This is a genomic window from bacterium (assembly GCA_026129405.1).
GTDB lineage: Bacteria > Desulfobacterota > Binatia > DP-6 > DP-6 > JAHCID01.
The window spans coordinates 692,345-711,972 of the sequence record JAHCID010000002.1; the positions used below are offsets into that span (position 1 = coordinate 692,345).

Sequence of the window (19,628 nt, forward strand, 5' to 3'; positions counted from 1 at the left end):
TCGCGGACGGCGCACTCGCCGCCGCGCGGCCACGGCCGGCGGGCCTTCGGCGATGGCACGTCGGCTGCTCTTTCGCCCTCGCGATGCGCCATTCCTCCCTCCGCCTCCCACTCGCCGCGCTGCTCGTCCTGGCCTCCGTCTCCGTCGGCCGCGCCGCCGCGCCGACGCTCCAGGCCTACGACTTCTTCCTCCGCTCGGGGCACACGCTGTTCCTCCTGCCGCCGACGAAGCTGAGCGCGCCGTCGGACAGCCTCACGCTGACGCCCGGCGCGCCGACGCTCGCCGCCTTCCCCACCTTCGCCACCACGCAGACGATCGGCGCGTTGCTCGCGCCGAAGGGCGTGTCCGCGAACGAGCTCACGAACGGCGCCGCGCTGCTCTACCTGCGCGCGAGCCGCAGCCTTCCGAGCTGCGTGACGCTCGCGCTCACGCTGCGCGGGGCCGAGAGCGGGACGACGGTCGCGAGCACGTTCGTGTCCGGGGTCACGCTGCGCGACCGCGTGAACACCGTCTCGGTGCCGTTCCAGTTCGCCCCGGGCGCGCCCGCCACGCTGGCGGACGAGCCGATGCAGCTGCTCCTCGAGACCCGCATCGCGGCGCCCTGCCGTGCCGCCACGATCCGCCTCCTCTACGACGGCAAGGGTCGCCCGAGCCGCGTCGCCATCGCCTCCTGCACGGCGCCGGTGGACTCGCCCGACCTGAACGGCAACGGCCTTCCCGACGTCTGCGAGGCGCCGTTCACGCCCGACGGCGACGCCGACGGCGACGGCGTCCCGAACGGCGAGGACAACTGCCCGCTCGTCGCGAACCCCGATCAGGCCGACAGCGACGGCAACGGCATCGGCGACGCCTGCGATACGGTGACGCCGCCGCCGGGGCAGGACGACGACGACGGCGACGGCGTGCCGAACGAGATCGACAACTGCGTCGACGTCGCGAACCCCGACCAGGCGGACAGCGACGGTGACGGGCTGGGCGACGCCTGCGATCCGATCGTCACGCCGCCGGGGCCCGATCCCCGCGATTCGGACGGGGACGGCATCGACGATGCCGACGACAACTGCCCGTTCATGGCCAACGCCGATCAGAGCGACCTCAACGGCGATGGCATCGGCGACCTCTGCCAGTGCACGCTGCCGGCGCCCGGCCGCTGCATCCCCGGCGGCGGTAACCCGCGCACCGACTGCCTCGCCGAGTTCAATACGCCGGGGCCGGTGCTGCACCGCCGCGGCGGCAAGGTGCGCCGCGTCCTCCGCTGCATCGACGGCGACCCCGTCTGCGACCGCGACGGCACCGCCGACGGCAGCTGCACCTTCGCCGTCTCCCTCTGCTTCGCCAACGACGACCCGCGCCTCGGCGCCTGCCGGGCGGCCGAGCCGCGCCGCATCGACATCCTCGCGGCGCCCGACGGTCTCGCCGGGGCCCGCCTCCTCGCGCTCGCGAGCGGCGCCGGGCTCGAGGCGCGGCTGAAGGGCCAGCAGATCGTGACCCCGTCGGCCACCGCCGGCACCACCATCGGCGTGCGCAACACCTGCACCGAGCCCGCCCTTGTCCAGGTGCCCGCGCCGACGGGCCGCGCCCGCCGCGTGCGGCGCTGGATCCGCACGGACACGAGCGACGCCCGGGGGCGTCACGACCGGGATCGCCTGCGCCTCGAGTGCGTGGGCCGCGTCCGCTGAGCTCGACGGTGGTCCGGCGGTCCCCGCGCCTCGGGGGCCGCCGGATCACCGTGTCCGCGACGCCGCGGTGTCGCGGTTGCCGGCGGCGCGCGGCCGGTGCTACGGCCGCCCCATGGAGCTCCGCCGGATCGCCCGCGACGTCCACGTCTGCCTCCAGGAGGACAAGGGGCTCGGCTACAGCAACTCCGGGCTCGTCGCGCGCGGCGGCGGTCTCGTCGTCGACACCTTCTGGGACCTGCCGCACACGCGCCGCCTGATCGCCGAGTACGCGCGGGTGCACCCGGAGCCGGTCGCCCGCGTCGTCAACACGCATCACAACGGCGACCACTGCTGGGGCAACCAGCTCTTCCCGCAGGCCGAGATCATCGGCCACCGCCTCTGCGCCGCCGCCTTCGGCAAGGAGACGCCGGCGGGCATGCAGGCGCTGCGCGGCGGCGCCGGCAGCGGCAACCCGATCCTCGAGGCGCTGGCGCAGCGGCTCGCCGAGTGGGACTTCACCGGCGTCGTACCGACGCCGCCGACGCGCCTCCTCGACGACCGCCTCGAGCTCGACCTCGACGGGCTGCCGGTGCACCTCGTCTACGTCGGCCCGGCGCACACCATCGGCGACGTCATCGTCCACCTGCCGAGCGAGCGCGTCGTCTTCACCGGCGACGTGCTCTTCCGCCTGTGCACGCCGATCGGCTGGGAGGGGACGTTCGCGCACTGGACCGCGGCGCTGGACCGCATCGTCGCGCTGCAGCCCGAGGTCGTGGTGCCCGGGCACGGACCGCTCTGCGGCGTCGAAGGCCCGCGCGAGATGCGCGACTACCTCGCCTACGTGCGCGCCGAGGCGCGCCGCCACTTCGACGCCGGCCGCGACGTGCTCGACGCCTGCCGGCGCATCGAGCTGGGCCCGTACGCCGGGTGGACCGAGCCGGAGCGCATCGTCTTCAACGTCGCCCGCGCGTACCGCGAGTTCCGCGGCGAGCCGCTCGACGCGCCGGTCGACGTGCCGGCGATGTTCGCGGGAATGTATGCGCTGGCGACCGAGCGCGCCGCCGGCACGCGGGCTTGAGACGGCGCCCGTGCCTGCGGTGATCGCCCTCCTGCTGCCCGCGACGCACGCCGGCGCGATCGGCGCGCGCATCCGCGGGTTCCCCGGGAGCGCCGTGCGGTGAGCGGGCTGTGCGAGCGGATCGGCATCGGGCTGCCGATCGTGCAGGCGCCGATGGCCGGCGTGTCGACGCCGGCCATGGCGGCGGCGGTGAGCAACGCCGGCGCCCTCGGATCGATCGCCGTCGGCGCCGTCGACGTGGAGCGTGCGCGCGCGGCGATCGCCGCCGCCCGCGCCGCGACGGCGCGGCCGTTCGGGGTGAACGTCTTCTGCCATCGGCCCGCCGTCGCCGACGCCGCGCGCGAGGCGGCGTGGAGCGCGTACCTGCGGCCGCACTTCGCCGCCGTGGGCGCCGAGCCGCCGGCGACGCTGCGCGAGATCTACCGCAGCTACCTCGTCGACGACGCCATGCAGGCGCTGCTGCTGGCCGAGCGCCCGGCGGTCGTGAGCTTCCACTTCGGCGTGCCGCCGCCTGCGCACGTCGGGGCGCTGCGGGCCGCCGGCATCCTGACGCTGGCCTCGGCGACGAACCTGGGCGAGGCGCAGACCGCGGTCGACGCCGGCGTCGACGCGGTGATCGCGCAGGGCTTCGAGGCGGGCGGGCACCGCGGCGTGTTCGATCCGTCGGCGCCCGACGCGTGCCTCGGCACGCTCGCGCTGACGCGGCTCTGCGTCGCCGCCCTGCCGGTGCCGGTGATCGCCGCGGGCGGCATCATGGACGGGGCGGGCATCGCCGCGGCGCTCGCCGCCGGTGCGGCCGCCGCGCAGCTCGGCACGGCGTTCGTCGCCTGTCCCGAGTCGGAGGCCGACGCGGGCTTCCGGGCGACGCTGGCGAGCCCGGCGGCGCACCGCACGACGATGACGAGGGCCGTGTCGGGCCGTCCGGCGCGCTGCCTCGCGAACCGCTTCACCGCGCTCGGCGAGGCGACGCCGGCGGCCGCCGTGCCCGACTACCCGATCGCCTACGACGCGGCGAAGGCGCTCCACGCCGCCGCGAAGGCGCGCGGCGAGTGGGGCTGGGGCGCGCAATGGGCGGGGCAGGGCGCGCCGCTGGCGCGCGTGCTGCCGGCGGCGGCGCTGGTCGCACGCCTCGCGGCGGAGGTGGACGCCGCCGCCGGCGCGCTTTCTCCGGTACGGCGACGCGAGTAGGACGAACCCGTGGCCGCCATCCTCGATCATTGCCGGGATCTGCCGGAGCGCCGGCTCGCGGCCGGGGAGACGTTCATCCACGAAGGCAAGCGCTCGGGCCTGGTGTGGGTCCTCGTCGAGGGGACGGTGGACGTGCTGAAGGGCAACGTGCGGGTCGGCACGATCACCGAGCAGGGGGCGGTGTTCGGCGAGGTCGCCGTGCTGCTCGACGTGGCGCACACGGCGTCGGTGCGCACGCGGACGCCGGCGCGCTTCCGCGTCGTCGAGGACACGTCCGTGTTCCTGCGTGTGCCCGACGTCACGCTGGAGGTGTCGCGCCTGCTCGCGAAGCGCCTCCAGATGGTGACGAGCTACCTCGCCGACCTGAAGGGCCAGTTCGGCGGCCAGGACGACCACCTCGGCATGGTCGACGAGGTGCTGGACAGCCTGCTCCACCACCAGCGCGACGCGGACGACTAGAGGATCAGCTCGGGCTGCGGCGCGACGACCGCGTCGTCGAGCCCGACCTGCTGCTCGCCCGCGAGCGACGACCACGCGGCGGTGCGCGCCGCGGTGTCGATGACGACGTGGGTCGGCACCGGGCCGATCTGCCGGCCGGCGTTGAACACCCAGGTGTCGCCGATCTTGTCGACCCAGGAGCCGCCCTTGCGGAACGGCGACTGGTGGATGTGGCCGCAGAGCACGAGATCGGGGCGGTACTGCGCGATCCAGCCGTTCAGGTACTCGTCGCCGACGAACCGCTTGCCGATCCAGCTGGTGCGCGTCTGGTCGGGGGGCGCGTGGTAGACCCAGATCCACGGGCGGTGCGGCCGCGTCGCCGCCTCGGCGAGCAGCGTGCCCACCGCGGCGCGCCCGACCGGTCCGTCCCAGTACGTGCAGATCGTGAACAGCGTGCCGTCGACGTCGCACAGGTCGCCGTCGATGGGGATGCCCGCGGCGCGCGCCTTGCGCAGCCAGCGCGCCGTCTTCTCGCCGTGCTCGTCGTCGCGCGTGAGGTCGTGGTTGCCCGAGCTGACGAGGAGCCGCGTCTTGCCGTGCAGGCGCTCGAGGTACTTGAGGATGACCAGCGCCTGCGCGTCGCCGTCGACCACCGCCGCGATGTCGAGGTGGTCGCCGGCGATGACCACCACGTCGAAGTCGGCCGCCACGGACTGCACCCAGTCGTACTGCTTCAGGGTGTAGTGGAGATCGGAGACCAGCAGGATGCGCACGGCGCCGGCGAGTCTAGCCGCGCCGGGTTCCCGGCGCGACGTCAGCCCCCGGTGGGGGTGCAGGCGGTCTCGAGCGCGGCGTCGGCGAAGAAGTCCCAGGTGCGGCAGCGGCCGGTGGCGAGGTCGAGCGTCACGAGCAGCTCGTGCGCGTCGCCCGGGTGCTCGGCGGTGCGGTCCGGGCCGAGCAGGACGAGCACGTCGTCGCCGGGGATCAGGTCCGCGATCCGGCGCAGCGGCAGCGCCGCCGTCCACCGCGGCCTGCCGCGCGTGTCGACGCGCGACAGGAGGTACTGGCCGCCGTCCCCGAGACGGTCGGTGTGCAGGACGAGGAAGCCGTCGGGCGCCTTCGGGCGCAGGACGCGCAGGTAGCCGCCGTCGCGGAGGAGGCCGCCCTGGAGGAACTCGGCCGATTCGTCGGCCGGCGCGAGGTCGCGGGACGACCAGGTCACCCCGGTGATGCCGTTGCGCGCGCTCGCATCGGCGTACCAGAGCCGGCGGCGCCGGGGCGGGTCGTTGGACGGACGCAGCGGCTGCGAGAGCTGCCCCTCGAAGCGCGACTTCTCCTCCGGCGCGAGGAGGCCGACCCATTGCGTCTCCAGGAGGTCGCCCTGGAGCGTGTAGTCGTGCGGCGCGTGGCCGATCGCCGGCCCGGCGCTCCACTGCTGGAGGCCACGGAGGTAGTCGCCGGCGATCGTGTGGGGCGCGGCCTTCGTCGCCGGCGTGACGGCGAGCGGCCGTGCGTCGACGCGCCAGAGGCGGCCGTCGGCGGCGGTGACGAGGAGCTTGCGCGTCTTACGCTCGACCTCGAACCAGCGGCCCTCGCGAGGGAGGACGTCGCGCAGCGCCGGGTTCGTCGCTTCGAGCGCCGCCGCGTCGACGACGGTCTCGCCGCTGGCCGCGTCGACGCCGAGGATGCCGGCCGCGAAGAGCCAGACGCGGTCGCCGTCGGCGGCGAGGATGCGGCTCTGCTCCTGCACGTCGTGCGCGTCGATGCGCTCCAGCGTGCGTGTCCAGCGCGCCGCGCCGCTGCGCGCGTCGTGCGCGACCAGGATCGGCTCGTACCAGGTGACGGACGCGATCCTGGGAATGGAGCGGAGGCCGCCCCGGATCACGATCTCGTCGACCTCGCGCTGGAGCAGCGTCACCACGACGGGCGTGCCGTCGGCCGTCCGCGCGACCACGCTGCCGCGCCGCTCGGTGTCGCGGATCGTCCGGCGCGGCAGGAGCATCACCGCGGCGCAGAACGCGACGAAGGCGACCCCGACGACGAAGAGCCCCCGGTTCGACATGGCTCGGAACGAGACCGGCGCAGGCCCCGTCACTGATCGGGGTCCGACTCCGGCTCCATGACCTCCTCGTTCTCCAGTACGCCCTCGGCGGGCGGCGGGAGCTGGCTCGGTCGGGTGGGCGTGTCGGGATCGATCTCGCGGATCTCGGCCGGACTGGGCGCCTGCCACTGGCAGCCGTTCGTCAGCGCGAAGAGCAGCAGACCCAGGGCGAGGATCGCAGCATGCATGCCGCGGATATCCGACATCACCGGGCGGAGGTCCAGCAGGCTGGACCACGCAGAGTCCGTCTGGTGACCCCGAGTCGGCCATGGTAGCCGACACGCGTGCTGGCCCGTCGTCGTCTGGCCCTCGTCGTCCCGCTCGCGGCCGCCTGGCTCGTGGTCGCCTCGCCCGCCGTACCGGCCGCCGATTCCGCTGGGAGCACCAGCATCCACAACGGCGTGCCGACGGCCGCGTATCCCGCGGTCGGCGCGGTGATGGTGTCGTTCGAGGGCGACGTCGTCGGCCTCTGCTCGGGGACGCTGGTGGCGTCCGACGTCGTCCTCACGGCGGCACACTGCCTGGAAGGCGAGGTGCTCGACGCCGGGATCTACCTTTCGCCGAACGGCGTCCAGGAGAGCTTCCATCCGGGCATCGGGGCCGTCGTCCACGCCGAGTATCGGGCGGGCGTCGCGGCGTGGGCCGACATCGCGCTGCTGTTTCTCGCCGAGCCCGTGACCGACGTGACGCCGCTGCCCTGGGCGACCGCCGTGCCGCGCCCGCGCACCCACGCCACGATCGTCGGCTTCGGCGCCGACGGGGCCGGCGGCGCTGCGGGCACGAAGCGCGAGGGCGAGGTGCGCGTGAAGCGGTGTCCGAAGGTCTTTCGCCGGGCCGGCCTCGCCAAGGGGCAGCTTCGCACCTCGATCTGCTGGAAGCCGAAGCGCAGGACGAGCGACACCTGCCGCGGCGACTCGGGCGGCCCGCTGATCGTGGGCGGGGCCGTCGCCGGCCTCACCTCGGGCGGCTTCCCGGACTGCCCGGGGAAGCTCAGCTGGGACACCAACGTGGCGCTCTTCGCGTCCTGGATCCAGGCCGCGATCGACACCGTCTCGCGTGGCGATCAGTAGTCCGCGGTGGGCAGCGCGCCGTCGAGCCAGGACTCCACCGACGCCGCCCCGAACGGGCGCGTCCACGGCGCGCGTCCGAGCCCGTCGAGCGTCGCGCCGAGGGTGGCGGCGTCGGCGCCGGGGGCGACCGCGATCGGCGCCGGCAGGCCGAACGCGTCGTACAGGGCCTGCGCCTTGCGGACGTAGTACTCGGTGCCGGCGACGAGCGCCGCGGGGACGCCGCCCTCGAGCGCGAACAGCGCGGTGTGGAAGCTGCACGTGACCACGGCCGTGCACGCCTTGATGGTCGCGGCGGCGGCGACGGCGTCGTCGTCGACGGCGGCGAGCGCCCAACGGGCGCGGCGGTGCGGCACCGCGTCGCGCAGGGCGAGCTGGAGCTCGGCTTCCGTCTGCGGCGCCTGCGCGTTCATCGGGATGCCCACCACCGTCGCGCCGCGCGCCGCGGCGAGGCCGTCGACGGCGGCCGCCAGCCGCGTGAGCACGTCGCCGCCGCAGCCGACGTAGTCGGCGACGCGGGCCTGGAAGCCGACGAGGGGGCGGTCGCCGGCGAGTCTCGCCGGCGCGCAGGCGCGCGCGCGCCGGCGACGTCGACCTGCAGCCCGAGCGCGTCGTCGCCCGCGACCGTGACGTGGTCGCCGCCGAGCCCGTGCGCGGCGAGCAGCGCCGCGGAGCCCGGATCACGCACGCCGAAGGCGGCGGCGCTCGCGGTCACGACCGCGAGCAGGGGCAGCATCTCCTCCGAGAGCGGGCCCAGCCCCTGGCCGCTGACGACGACCGGCACGCCGCTGCCGCGTGCGGCGGCGGCGATCGCCGCCCGCCAGGCGACGAGATAGAGCCACGGCGCGGCGAGGTTGCCGCCGCCGGCGAGCAGCACGGCGTCGAACCCGCGCAGGTCGGCGAGCGCCGGGTCGATCGGGCGACCCACGGCGCCGGTGCGGGCGATCAGCGTCGCCGCGACGTCGGCGGGTGCGCCGGCGCGGATCGCCTCCGGGTCGAGCCCGTAGCACAGCTCCGCCGTCGTGCCCGCCCACACGCCGAGCCGCCCGAGGGCCGGTACGGCGTCGCCGTCGGTGACCACCACCGGGACGCAGCCGGGGCGCAGGCGCGCGAGGCGCTCCAGCGTCGCACGCAGGATGGCGTCGTCGCCGTGGTTGCGCACGCCGCCCGACGCCACCACGAGGAGCCGCGGGCGCCGCACGGTGACCGCGGCGGGCGCCGGCGGCGCGGGCGCCGGCGCGCCGTTCCAGCCCGGCGCCGCCGACAGCCAGCCGAGCGCGGGATGATGGACGGCGGCGCTGAGCGCGGCATCGGGCAGCGGGCCGTCGATGCCGTACAGGCGCTGGAGGCGCCGGTGCCGCCGCGTGCCCGGCGCGTCGGCGATCATCGAGAGCGGCGACGCCCGGTAGTGCCCGACCACCGTCGGCACGAACGCGATCGGGCGTCGCAGGGCCACGAGGCGCAGCGCCAGCTCCCAGTCCTGCAGCCCGTGCGCCTCCGCGTCGAGCCCGCCGAGCGCGAGGAGGGCGTCGACGTCGACGATCGACATGGTGTCGATCCAGTTCGCCCACAGGAGCGCGGGCGCCGCCGGCTCGCCGCCGTAGACCGTGCGCGGACGGCCGTGCTCGTCGGCGACGGTGCTCGGCCCGTAGGTCAGCACGGCGCCCGTCGCCACCGCCGACGCGTACAGCGTCGCCACGCCGTCGGGCTCGAGGGTGTTGTCGGCGTCGAGCAGGAGCGCGTGACGGAAGCGGGCCTGCGCGAGCTGGACGTTGCGGGCGCGTGCCAGCCCGAGGTTGACGTCGCTCTCGAGCACGCGGACGCGCGCGTCCTCCGCGGCGAGCGCGCGGGCGCGCGCGCGGCTCGCGTCGCGCGAGGCGTCGTCGGAGATCACGATCTCGCCCGGAACGGGGAGACGGTCGAGCGCGGCCCGGGCGCTCGCGACCGCGGCGGGCAGCAGGGGCGCGTGCTGCCAGCACGGCACCAGGACGCTGACGCCGGGGACGCGGGCCTCGACGGGCGGGAGCGTCGCCAGCAGCGCCGCTTCGGCCGCCCGCCGGGCGGGCGCGCGGATCTCGCCCTCGAGGACGAGCGCCTGCTCGCGCGCTTCGTCGCGCAGGGCGGCGGCGGTGGCATCCAGCTCGGCGCCGAGCTGGATGCGCGCCTGCGCCAGCTCCGTCCGCAGGGCGCCGAGCGCCTGCGCCAGCGCCGTGGTGCCCGCGGCGACCTCCGCCAGCTGCGCCGCCGACGCCTTCTCGAAGTTCGCGAGATCGATGCCGTGGATCGTGCGCGCGACGCCCGCGCCGACGTCGCGCACCTCCTGCTCGACCCGGTCGATGCGCGTGCGCAGCGTGGTCATCTGCTCGGCGATGCCGTGCAGCGTGCGCACCTGGTCGCCGATGCGTGCGGGGAGGTTGCGGCCGCGGCGGAAGAGGTACAGCCAGTCGGCGAGGCGGCTCATGGGTGGCGGCGGACGAGGGTGAGGCCCGGACCGAGGGGCAGGTCGAACACCTGGAGGTCGGGGCGCGCCCGCAGGGTCGCGAGGAACGTGCCCACGCTGCAGCGATAGGCGCGATCCGGACCGTACATGGGCGACGTCTTCTCGCTCCGGCTGTCGTGGAAGCAGACGACCGCACCGGGCGCGAGGCGCGGTGCGAACGCCTCCCAGTCGAAGGCGGCCTGCTCGGCGGTGTGGAGGCCGTCGATGAAGACGAGCCCCGGCGGGGGCAGCGCCGCATAGGCGTCGCTGGTCACGAACTCCTGCGTGGTCATGCGCAGATGGCGCACGTTGTCGACGCCGAAGCGGCGGAAATGGCGGTCGACGTCGCCGGGGTCGGTCCAGAAGTCGTCCGCGAGCGACGGGTCGACGAACCACACCGTGCCGCTCTCGACGTTGTCGGCGAGCGCCTTGCCGAGGATCAGCGGCACGAAGCCGCGCCACGAGCCGACGACGACCGCGGTGGTCGGGCGCAGCGCGCGGCCGAGTGCGTAGTAGATCCAGCCGAGGCCGAGGTTGGCGTCGGCGGCGCGCTGGAGATGGCCCATGCGCAGCAACGACGGCTCCGCGAGGAGCGACGCGATCCAGGCGTTCACGCGCGCGGGACCCCGATCGACGGCGTGCCCGGGGCGGAGGCGCCGGACTCGCCGTCGACGCGGGTGGCGAGCCGGGCGCGCGTTCCCGCCGGCTCCCCGCGCGGTCGCCGCACGATCATCGCCGAGCGGCATAGGAGCGCGCGGGGGGCGGAGTCAACTCGACGCCCGGCGAGGACGGTTTTCTTGACCGCGGTCGGCGCGCGCCGCTAGAACCGCGCGCGTGGCCGTGGAGCGTTCGTGGATCGCGTGACCCTGGCGCTCCTGCGCGGGGTCTGCCAGCTGCCTGCATACGTCGCCGCCGATCTCGGTCTGTTCCGCGCGCACGGGCTCGAGGTCGCGCTCGACTACGCGCCCACCGCGTGGGCGGTGCCCGAGCGCATGCTGCGCGGGCAGGTCGACTTCGCGGTGATCCCGTGGACGCGTGTCGCGGCGGCCGGGGCGCGTGGCGAGCCGCTGGTCCTGATCTGCGGCTCCGGCTGCGAGGAAGCGGCGCTCGTGGTGCGCCGCGGCTGCGCGCCTACCGACGTCGCCCGCGTGGCGCTGCCGCAGGAAGGCGGCATGAAGGATCTCACCGCCGTCGGTCTGGTGCAGAGCCTCGGCTGGGGCGAGGCCGAGACGCTGCGCCTACCGTCGGGCGACGCGGCGATCCTCGCCTTCGTCGGCGGCGGCGTCGACGCGGCGTCGATGGTCGAGCCCTGGGCCACCATGCTCCACCACCTCGGGCTCGGCGACGTCGTGCGCCGGACCCGCGACGTCTGGCCCGGCGTGCCGGGCTGCTCGCTCACGACGTCGGCGGCGCTGATCGCCGAGCGGCCCGACGTGGTCGAGCGCATGGTGCGCGCGTTCGTCGCCGGCGCGCGCGTCGTCGGCGACGATCCCGAGCGCGCCGCCGCGATCGGCGCGCGCCACATTGGCGTGGAGGCGCGGCACGTGTCCGGCGCGCTCGCGCACAACGCCCCCGACGTCCATGCGCTCGGGCGCAGCGCGGCCATGGACGCCGTGCTCGACGTCATGCTCGCCCGCGGCTACCTCGCGCGCCGTCCCGACGCCGGCTTCAAGGATCTCACCTTCCTCGAGCGCGCCCGGCGCGGCGCCGCGGCGGCCTGAGGCGCGCGTGGCGCCGACGCTCGTCTGCTGCGCGGCGCCCATCGGTTACGGACCGGCGACCAAGCTCGCCACGCTCGCCGGCGCGCTGCGGGGGCACGGGCTGCGTCCCGTCTTCCTCGGCGAGGGCAGCGCCCTCGAAGCCGCGCGCCGCAGCACCGTCTTCGACGACGTGCTCACCGGGCCCGGCGACGCGCCGGCGGTCCGCGCCGCGATCGACGCGAGCGCCGGTCTCCTCTCGCTGATGGAGCGCGAGCATCTCGCCGTCGCCCAGCGGCGCGGACGCCCGACCTTCGTCGTCGACAGCCTCCTCTGGATGCGCGACCACGTGCCGCCCGCGTTCCGCGCCGCGACGCGCTACTGGGCCCAGGACTTCGTCGGCGTCCGCGGACGCGCCGCCGGGCTCGCGACCGTGATCGGCCCCGTCGTGCCGCCGACGGCGGCCCCGCGGGTACACGGCGCGGGACTCGTGATCGCGCTCGGCGGCACGGCGTCGCCGTTCGGGGACGCCGCCGCCGACGGCGCCTGGCTCGATCTCCTCGTCGAGGCCGTCGTCGACGCCGGCCTGGTCGCGAGCTTCGCGGGCCGCGCGGTCTGCATGGCGAGCGAGCCCTGCCGGGCGCGGCTCGCCGCGCGCCACGCCGGGCGCGGGATCACGTTCACGTCGCTGGCGCCGGCCGCGGCGGCGCGCCTGCTCGCGTCGGCCGCGTTCGTCCTGGCGGCGCCCGGGCTCACCACGGCGCTCGAGTGCTTCCAGCTCGGCGTGCCGACCGGCTTTCTCCCGCCGCTCGGCTACAGCCAGTGGCTCATCCTGGAGGCGCTGCGCGCGCAGGGCCTGGCGCCGCACGCCTTCCACTGGGCCGACCGCCTGCCGCCGGAGAGCATCGTCGTCGGGATGCCCGAGGCGGGTCGCACCGAGCGGGTGCGGGCGCTCGTCCGCCCACGGCTGCACGACGCGGAGACGCGCCGCGGTCTCCGCGCAGCGCTTCGCGCCATGTGCGAGGGCGACCTGGCCGCGCTCGCCGCCCGCCAGCACGCGTTCTTCGCCGCTCTCGGGCCGAACGCCGTGGGGGCGATCGCCCGCGACATCGCCGCCCTGTGCGCCGACGGAGGACGCGCATGACGTTCGACCCCGCCGCCATCGACCGCATCGCCGACGCCCTCGCCGGGGCCCTGCACGTGCCCTACGCGCCGCCGCATATCTATCCGATGGCGGCGCCGGTCTTCCGCGCCGCGGCCGGCGCCGCGCGCACGCGGCGCGGGGACGGCCCGCTCGCGGTGTACGTACACGTGCCGTTCTGCAACTACGCCTGCACCTTCTGCTTCTATGCCAAGCGCATCGGCGACGACGAGGCCGCGAAGGCGCGCTACGTGGACGCCGCCGTGCGCGAGCTCGCCTGGATTCCACCGGGCACGGGGCTACGCCATCTCTATCTCGGCGGCGGCACGCCGACGGCGCTGCCGCCGCACCTGCTCGACCGCCTGCTCGGGGCGGTGCTGGACCGCACGGTGCGCGAGCCGCGCGCGCGCTGGTGCGTCGAGAGCTCGCCCGAATCGGTGACGCCCGCGCACGTGGACGTGTTGCGGGCGCACGGCGTGGGCCGTGTCAGCGTCGGCGTGCAGTCGCTCGACGCGGGCGAGCTCGACCGCGTCCACCGCCGGCACGCGCCGGCGCACGCGCTCGACGTGCTGCGCATGCTGGTGGCGAGCGGCTTCGTCGTGAACGTCGACCTCATCTACGGGCTGCCGGGACAGACCGAGGCGACCTTCGCGCGCGCGTTCGCCGACGTCGTCGCCACCGGCGTCGACGCGGTGACGACCTACAGCCTGCGCGTCAACGAGCGCACGCCGGTGGCGCGCGCGCTCGCGCCCGCCGAGCGGCTCGATCTCCCGCGCAAGCTCCATTGGCGCGCGCACGTGAAGCGCACCGCCGACGCGCTGGGCTTCGTGCAGACGCGCTGGCACACGTTCGTGCGCCCCGACGGCGGCCAGGCGCCGGGGCCCGACGCGATCGACGACACCGGCAGTACGGGCGACCAGTTCGGCGCCGGGCCGAGCGCCCGCTCGCGTCTCGCGGCCACGGTCTACCGCAACCACGCCGACCTCGACGCCTGGCGCGCGCGCGTCGAGGCGGGCGAGAGCCCGGTCGCCGAGACCTTCGCGCTCGCCGATCAGGACCGCCGCATCCGCTTCCTGGGGCAGTCGCTCGGCGACGGCCGCCCGCTCGACCGCGGCGCCTGGCAGGCGACCTTCGGCACGCCGATCGAGGCCGAGTTCGGCCCGGTGCTCGACCGCCTGCGCGCGGCCGACCTCGTCGCCGACGAGGGCGATACGCTCGCGCTGACGCCGACGGGCCAGCTCGTGCACGACCTCGTGACGCTCGCGTTCTACCCGCCCGCGACCCAGGCCTGGCTCAGCGAGCGGCAGGCCGCGGCGCTGGCGCCGCGGCCGCGCGCCACGTCGTAGCGCGCTACGGCGTCGTGCCGGCCATGCCGTGCGCGATCCGGAGGGCCATCGCCACGATCGTCAGCGTCGGGTTCCAGCCGCCGCCGGTGGGGAAGATGGCGCCGTCGACGCACCAGAGGTTGTCGACCTCGTGGAAGCGGCCGTCGGGACGGGTGACCGACGCCGCCGGGTCGGTGCCCATGCGCAGGGTGCCGAGGACGTGGCGCGAGGTCGGCGGGCCGAAGACGGCGTCGCAGGGCGCGGCGAAGACGCGATCGGTGCCGCTGTTGCGGACGATCTCGCGCATCGTCGGCAGGTAGAACTTGCGCGCCTCGCGCTCGAAGGCGTGGTTCTCGTAGGTGACGCGCGGGACCGGCAGGCCGAAGACGTCGCGCACGCTCGGGTCGAGCGTGACGGCGTTCTCGCGCCGGGGCGCGTCCTCGCCCTGCATGAGGAGGCCGAAGAGGTGCTGGCCGATGGGCTGGTCGCGGATGGCGTCCTTCAGCGGCTGGCCGAGCGGCCGGCGCAGATCGAAGGCGTAGACGAAGCCGTCCTCGGTGATCGTGAGCCCCTGCGGGGCGGAGAACTCGACGACGCCGCCGAGATGGGCACGCGCGCCCGCGTCGGTCTGCACGACGCGGACCTCGGCGCCGCCGGGCTCCACGCCGCGGAAGTCCGAGAGGCCGCTGGTGACGGCCATGCCGCGGTTGCCGTGCACGCGGCGGGGCAGGAAGCCGTTCACGTTCGTCTGGTAGTGGAACATGAGGTTCTGCCCGAGATGCCCGCTGCCGTTGCCGAGCGCGCCGCCGGCCGGCGTCGGGGAGAGCAGGCACAGGCGCGCGGACTCGATCGCCGAGGCGGCGAGCACGTAGGCCGACGCGGTGGCCGTCTGCACGGCGCCGGTCGCGTCGACGTAGACGACGCCGGTCACGCGACCGCCGTCGTTCGCGAGGCGCGTCGCCTGGCAGTTCACGCGCAGCTGGCAGTTGCCGGAGAGGAGCGCCCGGCGCAGGCCGGTGACCGCGCTCGAGCCCTTGGCGTGGATCGGGCAGCCGAAGCCGCTGCACGGGCCGCACTGGTTGCAGGGCGGCCGCTGCAGGTCGGGCGCCTCGGGATAGAAGCGCGTGTTGATCGCGGCGGGGTAGCGGTGCGGCGAGAGCGGCCCGCCGAGGAACGTCGTCCGGCTGCAGCCCTCGCGCAGGACGTGCGCCAGGTACATGTCGAGCCCCGGCGGCATCGGCCAGGGCGTCCGGCGCGGCGGCGCGAACGGGTTCGAGTCGTCGCCGGAGACGCCGAGCAGGCGCTCGGCCGCGTCGTAGAACGGCTCCAGGTCGTCGTAGCGCAGCGGCCAGTCGACCCAGCTCGCGCTGCCCGCGTCGGCGAAGAAGCCCGGCACCTCGAGGCTCGGGTGGGCGTCCTTCGCGCGCTGCATCGCGCTCACCATCTCGAAGTCGACGCCGGTGAAGCGCGGCGTCTTCATGTCGGCGTGCGACCAGGCGCCGCCGACGCACTTCGGCAGCACGTTGACGTCGTCGTGGATGGCGGCGGTGTCGCCGTCGCTGCGGCGGAAGGTGCGCGGCTCGAGCCCGGGCGACGGCGTGATGAAGTTGCGCACCTGGTACTTGAGCTCGTCGTTGGAGTGCAGCGTCGGGGCGAGCGGGCCCGGCTGGTCGAGCCCGGGGAAGGGGTTCGGCCCGGCTTCGAGGACGAGCACCGTCTTCCCCGCCGCCGCCAGCACGCCCGCGGCGGTGCCGCCGCCGGCGCCGCTGCCGACGATGCAGACGTCGAACGCCGCGAGGCCGCGGTTGCCGAGCACGTCGTCGTCGCGGCGCCGGCGTCGCTTCACGAGCAGGCCCGCTCGAGCGCATCGCCGGTCGCGGCGATGAACGTCTGGATCGACTCCGCCTCGGCGGAGATCGGCTTCGGCGCCGCGATCTCGTCGGGGTTCGGCGTCGTGAGCGGCTGCTCCGGGCGCTCGGCGTACGCGTCCGTCGCCCGCGAGTAGAGCGCGTATCCCAGCGGCTGGCTGTCGCCCTCGACGCCGAGCAGCGCCCAGCCGCGCGTCTTGCGGTTGCCGCCGTACTCCGGCGCCGCGAAGCAGCCCTCGATCGTGTGCTGCACGACGAGGTCGACGAAACCGCGGCCGCGGCGCGCGTCGACGGGGAAGCGGGTGCGCGCGAGGTCGCGGATCGCCGCCTGCGTCTCGGCGTCGAGCTTCGCGAACGCGGTGCCGGCCTCGATGCGCGCCAGCGCGTCGAGCTGCGCCAGGCCGTCGCGGTAGACGTCGCGCAGGCCGCGCAGCGGGCCGCCGCGCTGGGCGTCGAGCGGGGCCACGAGGGCGCGCTCGTCCGCATCGAGGCCGGCGCTGCCGAGCAGCTCCCAGCGCCAGTGCAGCGCCTGGAGGCGGGTGGGCGGCACGAACGTCGCGAACGCGTTCTTCGGCCGCTTCTTCGCGGGCCGGCCGGTGGCGTAGTCGATGAAGGGACGGCGGCCGCTGAAGGGGCCGCCGGCGTAGAGGAGCGGGGTGCGGAAGTCGAGCGCCGTCAGGTAGCGGTCGAGGTAGCGCACGACGCCGAGCGCGCCGGCGCCGGGATCGGCGTCGGGCGGCAGGATGGTGTCGACGAGCGCGTCGAGGGTGCGTCGCTCGGCCTTGGTGAAGAAGCGGCCGCGCCGGGCGGCCCAGGCCTGCTCCACCCGCGTCCACGGCGAGGCCGCCACCACCAGCGCCGCGCCCGCAGCGCCCAGGAACTGACGCCGCGTGAGCAGGATGCGGACGGCCTGGGTCGGAGTCGGCGGCGGGGGAAGCGGGGGCGGGGCGACGCAGCCTAGCGGGGGCAGTCGGAGCCGGCTCACCTCGCGTCGGGTAGTCGATGTGCCGCCGCGGCGTCAATCGCTGGCGGACATCCATCAGCGCCGGCGCGCGCGGCGTGGTGCGCGCGCCGGGCCGATCGCGTCGAGCATCGCGCCGACCTCGGCGATCGCCGCCTCGAGGCGGCGCAGCTCGGCGTCGAGCCCGCGGGCGGCGTCGGCGCGGAGCCGCATGCGCTCGCGCGCCCTGCGCCGGGTGAAGTCCCAGGCCGGATCGGCCTCGAGCGCGGCGAGGCGGCGCGCGACGCCGTCGGCGGCGCGCGCCAGGCCGCGCAGACGCGCGTACCGCTCGCCGAGCGACGTGGGGAGGACGGGCGGCGTGCCGCCGTCGCCCGCGGCGTCGAGCCAGGTGGCGAGCGCGAGCAGTCGGTCGGCGTCGCCCGCGGCGTACGCCGTCTGCGCCTCGCTCCACAGCGCCTTCAGGCGGGTGGGGTCGGGGCCGCGCAGCGCGTGCGGCGAGTCGGGATGCAGCCGACGCGCGATGGCGCGGAACAGCGTCACCGGGCGCGCGCGTCCGGTGCCGCGGCGCGCCGGTGCGTCCGCGGCCCGCCGCCGCGGCGTGGCGCTCGGCCCGGCTTGCGCAGGGTCTTCGCGTGGCGCGCGTCGACGACGTCGGGGTCCATGCGGTCGCGCCGCGGCGGCGCCGATTCGGGATGGAGGATCGCGTGCAGGGCCTCGCGCGGTGCGAAGCCGTCGCGCTCGATGAGCGTCTGCACGCGGAACGCGGTGGCCTGCCGGGCGCGCAGCTCGTCGCGGCGCGCGTCGAGCGCGCTCAGGGTCGGGCCGAGCTCGAGCCGCAGCCAGCGCGCGTACGCCGGCCGCTCGACGTCCTCGAAGGCGCGCAGCCGGGCTTCGAGCCCGGCCAGGCGCTCCTGCTCGCCGCGCTCCGCCGCGCGCAGGCGGGCGAGCAGGGCAGGGAGGTCTACGGGAACGGGCAGCATCGGCGGCGCCGTCCCGCTCCATAGCCGCTGCCGCCCGCCGCGACGAGCGCGTCGGTGCGGCGCGCGCTCGCGCTTCGCGGCCGACGCCGGGACGGTGCCCGGCTCGAGCGGTGCACGAGGTGCCGCCGCCGCGCCCCTCGCGGACCGGGCCTGGTCGCGCCCGCGGCGGCGGCTTTGGGCTGCACCCGGGCGGGGAATTGCGATAGCGTCCGCGCATGCCGTCCGCCCTCGTCGCTGGTCTCGTCGCCGGTTTCGTCGCCCTGGCCTCCGTCGCCGCCGCGGCCGACTGCCCGGCCGACGCCTACGCGCTCTGGTCCGCCGGCATCCTGCGCGGCGCCAACGTCTTCCAGGGTCGCAACCCGGGCGGCGCCACCAACGGCATCGGCGACGGCGACTTCGCCCAGTCCGACTTCGACGACCTGGCCGCCGCCGGCGCCAACTACGTGCAGCTCTCGCACGCCGGTCTGTTCGCCGAGGCGCCGCCGTACGCGCTCGACGCCGCCGCCCAGGCGAACCTCGACCGCGTCGTCGCGATGGCAGGCGCGGCCAACCTCTATGCCGTCATCGCCTTCCGCTCCGGGCCCGGCCGCAACGAGAACGCGATCAGCAACCGCGAGGCCGGCGTGAAGGAGAGCATCTGGACGGATCCGGCGGCGCAGGCCGCGTGGGTCGACATGCTGCGCCACACCGCCGAGCGCTACGGGGCGAACCCGACCGTCATCGGCTACTCCATCATGGTCGAGCCCAACGCCTACGCGCGCCGCGGCTACGTCGACCCGCCGCAGTTCTACGCCCAGTACGGCAACACGCTCGAGGACGTGAACGGCCTCTACACCGCGGCCATCGCCGCCATCCGCCAGGTCGATCCGGAGACGCCGATCCTGCTCGAGCCGGAGGGCTACGGGAACGTCACCTGGCTGCCGTACGTCCGCCCGCAGGCCGACGCGCACGTCGTCTACACGGCCCACGACTACACGCCGTTCGACTACACCCACCAGCAGGTCGGCGGCGCCACCTACCCGGGCACGTACGACGTGGACGGGGCGGCGACGCTCGTCGGCGCCGCCTTCCTCGGCACCTATCTCCAGACGCTCCAGACGTACGTCGACACGCACGGCGTGCCGGTGGCGCTCACCGAGTTCGGCGTGCACCGCAACGCCCCGAACGCGGCGCAGTACCTCGCCGATCGCATCGCCGTCCAGGACCTGCTCGGCAGCTGGGCGGTGTGGGTCTGGCAGCCGGCGGGCTTCATCGACCCGTTCAACATGCACGAGCCGTCGCCCGTGCTTGAGGTGCTGAAGACCGCGTGGAGCGCCAACTGCCGGCGCGCCGCCGGGGGCGGTGGGGACGGGGGCGGCACCGGCGTCGCCGTCGTGAGCGGGCGGGCGCGCAAGCTGCGGCCGAACGGCAAGACGGGCAAGGCGCTGCCGAAGGTCACCGTCACGGTCGGGACGGCGACCGTGACGACGCGGCGGAAGAAGCCGCGCGGCGCGTTCGAGCTCGAGGTCGCCTCGGGCACGCAGCGCATCACGGCGACGCGCGGGCGGCGCGGCTGCCGCATCGGCTCGGCCGACGGGCCTACGACGCTCGACGTGACCCTGGCGCCCGACGAGCGCCGGCCGCTCGACGTGTTCTGCGGCCGGTAGC

Annotated in this window: 19 protein-coding genes; 9 read left to right on the top strand and 10 right to left on the bottom strand. The window is 75.6% G+C overall.

Annotation, left to right across the window (positions count from 1 at the left end; all coding sequences use genetic code 11):
• Positions 1–83: 83 nt before the first annotated feature.
• The 4 genes from KIT14_11480 to KIT14_11495 all read left to right on the top strand — a co-directional run bounded on the left by KIT14_11480 (position 84) and on the right by KIT14_11495 (position 4,383).
• Positions 84–1,679 (top strand): thrombospondin type 3 repeat-containing protein, encoded by a 1,596-nt coding sequence (locus tag KIT14_11480; GenBank protein MCW5891156.1) that lies wholly within the window; start codon positions 84–86, stop codon positions 1,677–1,679.
• A gap of 112 nt (positions 1,680–1,791) precedes the next feature.
• Complete coding sequence (locus KIT14_11485; protein MCW5891157.1) at positions 1,792–2,736, top strand: MBL fold metallo-hydrolase; 945 nt, start codon at positions 1,792–1,794, stop codon at positions 2,734–2,736.
• Positions 2,737–2,835: 99 nt separating this feature from the next.
• Complete coding sequence (locus KIT14_11490) at positions 2,836–3,924, top strand: nitronate monooxygenase (protein ID MCW5891158.1); 1,089 nt, start codon at positions 2,836–2,838, stop codon at positions 3,922–3,924.
• A 9-nt stretch (positions 3,925–3,933) separates the two neighbouring features.
• Complete coding sequence (locus KIT14_11495) at positions 3,934–4,383, top strand: cyclic nucleotide-binding domain-containing protein (GenBank protein ID MCW5891159.1); 450 nt, start codon at positions 3,934–3,936, stop codon at positions 4,381–4,383.
• On the opposite strand, the gene KIT14_11500 is transcribed toward KIT14_11495, so the two are convergent.
• The 3 genes from KIT14_11500 to KIT14_11510 are packed head-to-tail and all read right to left on the bottom strand — an operon-like array spanning position 4,380 to position 6,651.
• Positions 4,380–5,135: a metallophosphoesterase gene (locus tag KIT14_11500; protein MCW5891160.1), complete on the bottom strand. Its 756-nt coding sequence runs from the start codon at positions 5,133–5,135 to the stop codon at positions 4,380–4,382. The two genes, KIT14_11495 and KIT14_11500, sit on opposite strands and share 4 nt — an antisense overlap.
• Before the next feature lie 41 nt (positions 5,136–5,176).
• On the bottom strand, positions 5,177–6,424 hold the full coding sequence (locus KIT14_11505; protein MCW5891161.1) for a hypothetical protein: 1,248 nt from the start codon (positions 6,422–6,424) through the stop codon (positions 5,177–5,179).
• Between the two features lie 29 nt (positions 6,425–6,453).
• Positions 6,454–6,651: a hypothetical protein gene (locus KIT14_11510; protein ID MCW5891162.1), complete on the bottom strand. Its 198-nt coding sequence runs from the start codon at positions 6,649–6,651 to the stop codon at positions 6,454–6,456.
• Between the two features lie 96 nt (positions 6,652–6,747).
• Between KIT14_11510 and KIT14_11515 the strand changes: the two genes are divergently transcribed.
• Positions 6,748–7,533, top strand: a complete 786-nt coding sequence (locus KIT14_11515; GenBank protein MCW5891163.1) for a trypsin-like serine protease — start codon at positions 6,748–6,750, stop codon at positions 7,531–7,533.
• Here the strand turns inward: KIT14_11515 and KIT14_11520 are convergent.
• The 3 genes from KIT14_11520 to KIT14_11530 are packed head-to-tail and all read right to left on the bottom strand — an operon-like array spanning position 7,527 to position 10,623.
• Positions 7,527–8,015, bottom strand: a complete 489-nt coding sequence (locus KIT14_11520; GenBank protein MCW5891164.1) for a hypothetical protein — start codon at positions 8,013–8,015, stop codon at positions 7,527–7,529. The genes KIT14_11515 and KIT14_11520 overlap by 7 nt on opposite strands.
• Positions 7,940–9,991: a glycosyltransferase gene (locus KIT14_11525; protein MCW5891165.1), complete on the bottom strand. Its 2,052-nt coding sequence runs from the start codon at positions 9,989–9,991 to the stop codon at positions 7,940–7,942. The genes KIT14_11520 and KIT14_11525 overlap by 76 nt, the downstream gene beginning before the upstream one ends.
• Entirely contained in the window at positions 9,988–10,623 is a 636-nt protein-coding gene (locus KIT14_11530) for a class I SAM-dependent methyltransferase (GenBank protein ID MCW5891166.1), read from the bottom strand. Before KIT14_11530 ends, KIT14_11525 begins: the two co-directional genes overlap by 4 nt.
• Positions 10,624–10,860: 237 nt before the next feature.
• Between KIT14_11530 and KIT14_11535 the strand changes: the two genes are divergently transcribed.
• From KIT14_11535 to KIT14_11545, 3 genes are read left to right on the top strand one after another with little or no spacing between them, the layout of a single operon-like run.
• Complete coding sequence (locus tag KIT14_11535; GenBank protein MCW5891167.1) at positions 10,861–11,730, top strand: ABC transporter substrate-binding protein; 870 nt, start codon at positions 10,861–10,863, stop codon at positions 11,728–11,730.
• A gap of 7 nt (positions 11,731–11,737) precedes the next feature.
• Positions 11,738–12,850 (top strand): hypothetical protein, encoded by a 1,113-nt coding sequence (locus KIT14_11540; protein MCW5891168.1) that lies wholly within the window; start codon positions 11,738–11,740, stop codon positions 12,848–12,850.
• A complete protein-coding gene (locus KIT14_11545) occupies positions 12,847–14,193 on the top strand; it encodes a radical SAM protein (GenBank protein MCW5891169.1) in 1,347 nt (448 codons plus the stop codon). Before KIT14_11540 ends, KIT14_11545 begins: the two co-directional genes overlap by 4 nt.
• A 4-nt stretch (positions 14,194–14,197) precedes the next feature.
• On the opposite strand, the gene KIT14_11550 is transcribed toward KIT14_11545, so the two are convergent.
• From KIT14_11550 to KIT14_11565, 4 genes are read right to left on the bottom strand one after another with little or no spacing between them, the layout of a single operon-like run.
• Positions 14,198–16,018 (bottom strand): GMC family oxidoreductase, encoded by a 1,821-nt coding sequence (locus KIT14_11550; protein MCW5891170.1) that lies wholly within the window; start codon positions 16,016–16,018, stop codon positions 14,198–14,200.
• Positions 16,015–17,025, bottom strand: a complete 1,011-nt coding sequence (locus KIT14_11555; GenBank protein ID MCW5891171.1) for a gluconate 2-dehydrogenase subunit 3 family protein — start codon at positions 17,023–17,025, stop codon at positions 16,015–16,017. Before KIT14_11555 ends, KIT14_11550 begins: the two co-directional genes overlap by 4 nt.
• Before the next feature lie 54 nt (positions 17,026–17,079).
• A complete protein-coding gene (locus KIT14_11560) occupies positions 17,080–17,541 on the bottom strand; it encodes a hypothetical protein (GenBank protein MCW5891172.1) in 462 nt (153 codons plus the stop codon).
• Positions 17,538–17,981, bottom strand: a complete 444-nt coding sequence (locus KIT14_11565; protein ID MCW5891173.1) for a hypothetical protein — start codon at positions 17,979–17,981, stop codon at positions 17,538–17,540. Before KIT14_11565 ends, KIT14_11560 begins: the two co-directional genes overlap by 4 nt.
• A 215-nt stretch (positions 17,982–18,196) precedes the next feature.
• Here KIT14_11565 and KIT14_11570 point away from each other — a divergent pair, with 215 nt between their 5' ends.
• Entirely contained in the window at positions 18,197–19,627 is a 1,431-nt protein-coding gene (locus tag KIT14_11570) for a cellulase family glycosylhydrolase (GenBank protein ID MCW5891174.1), read from the top strand.
• Position 19,628 lies beyond the last annotated feature (1 nt).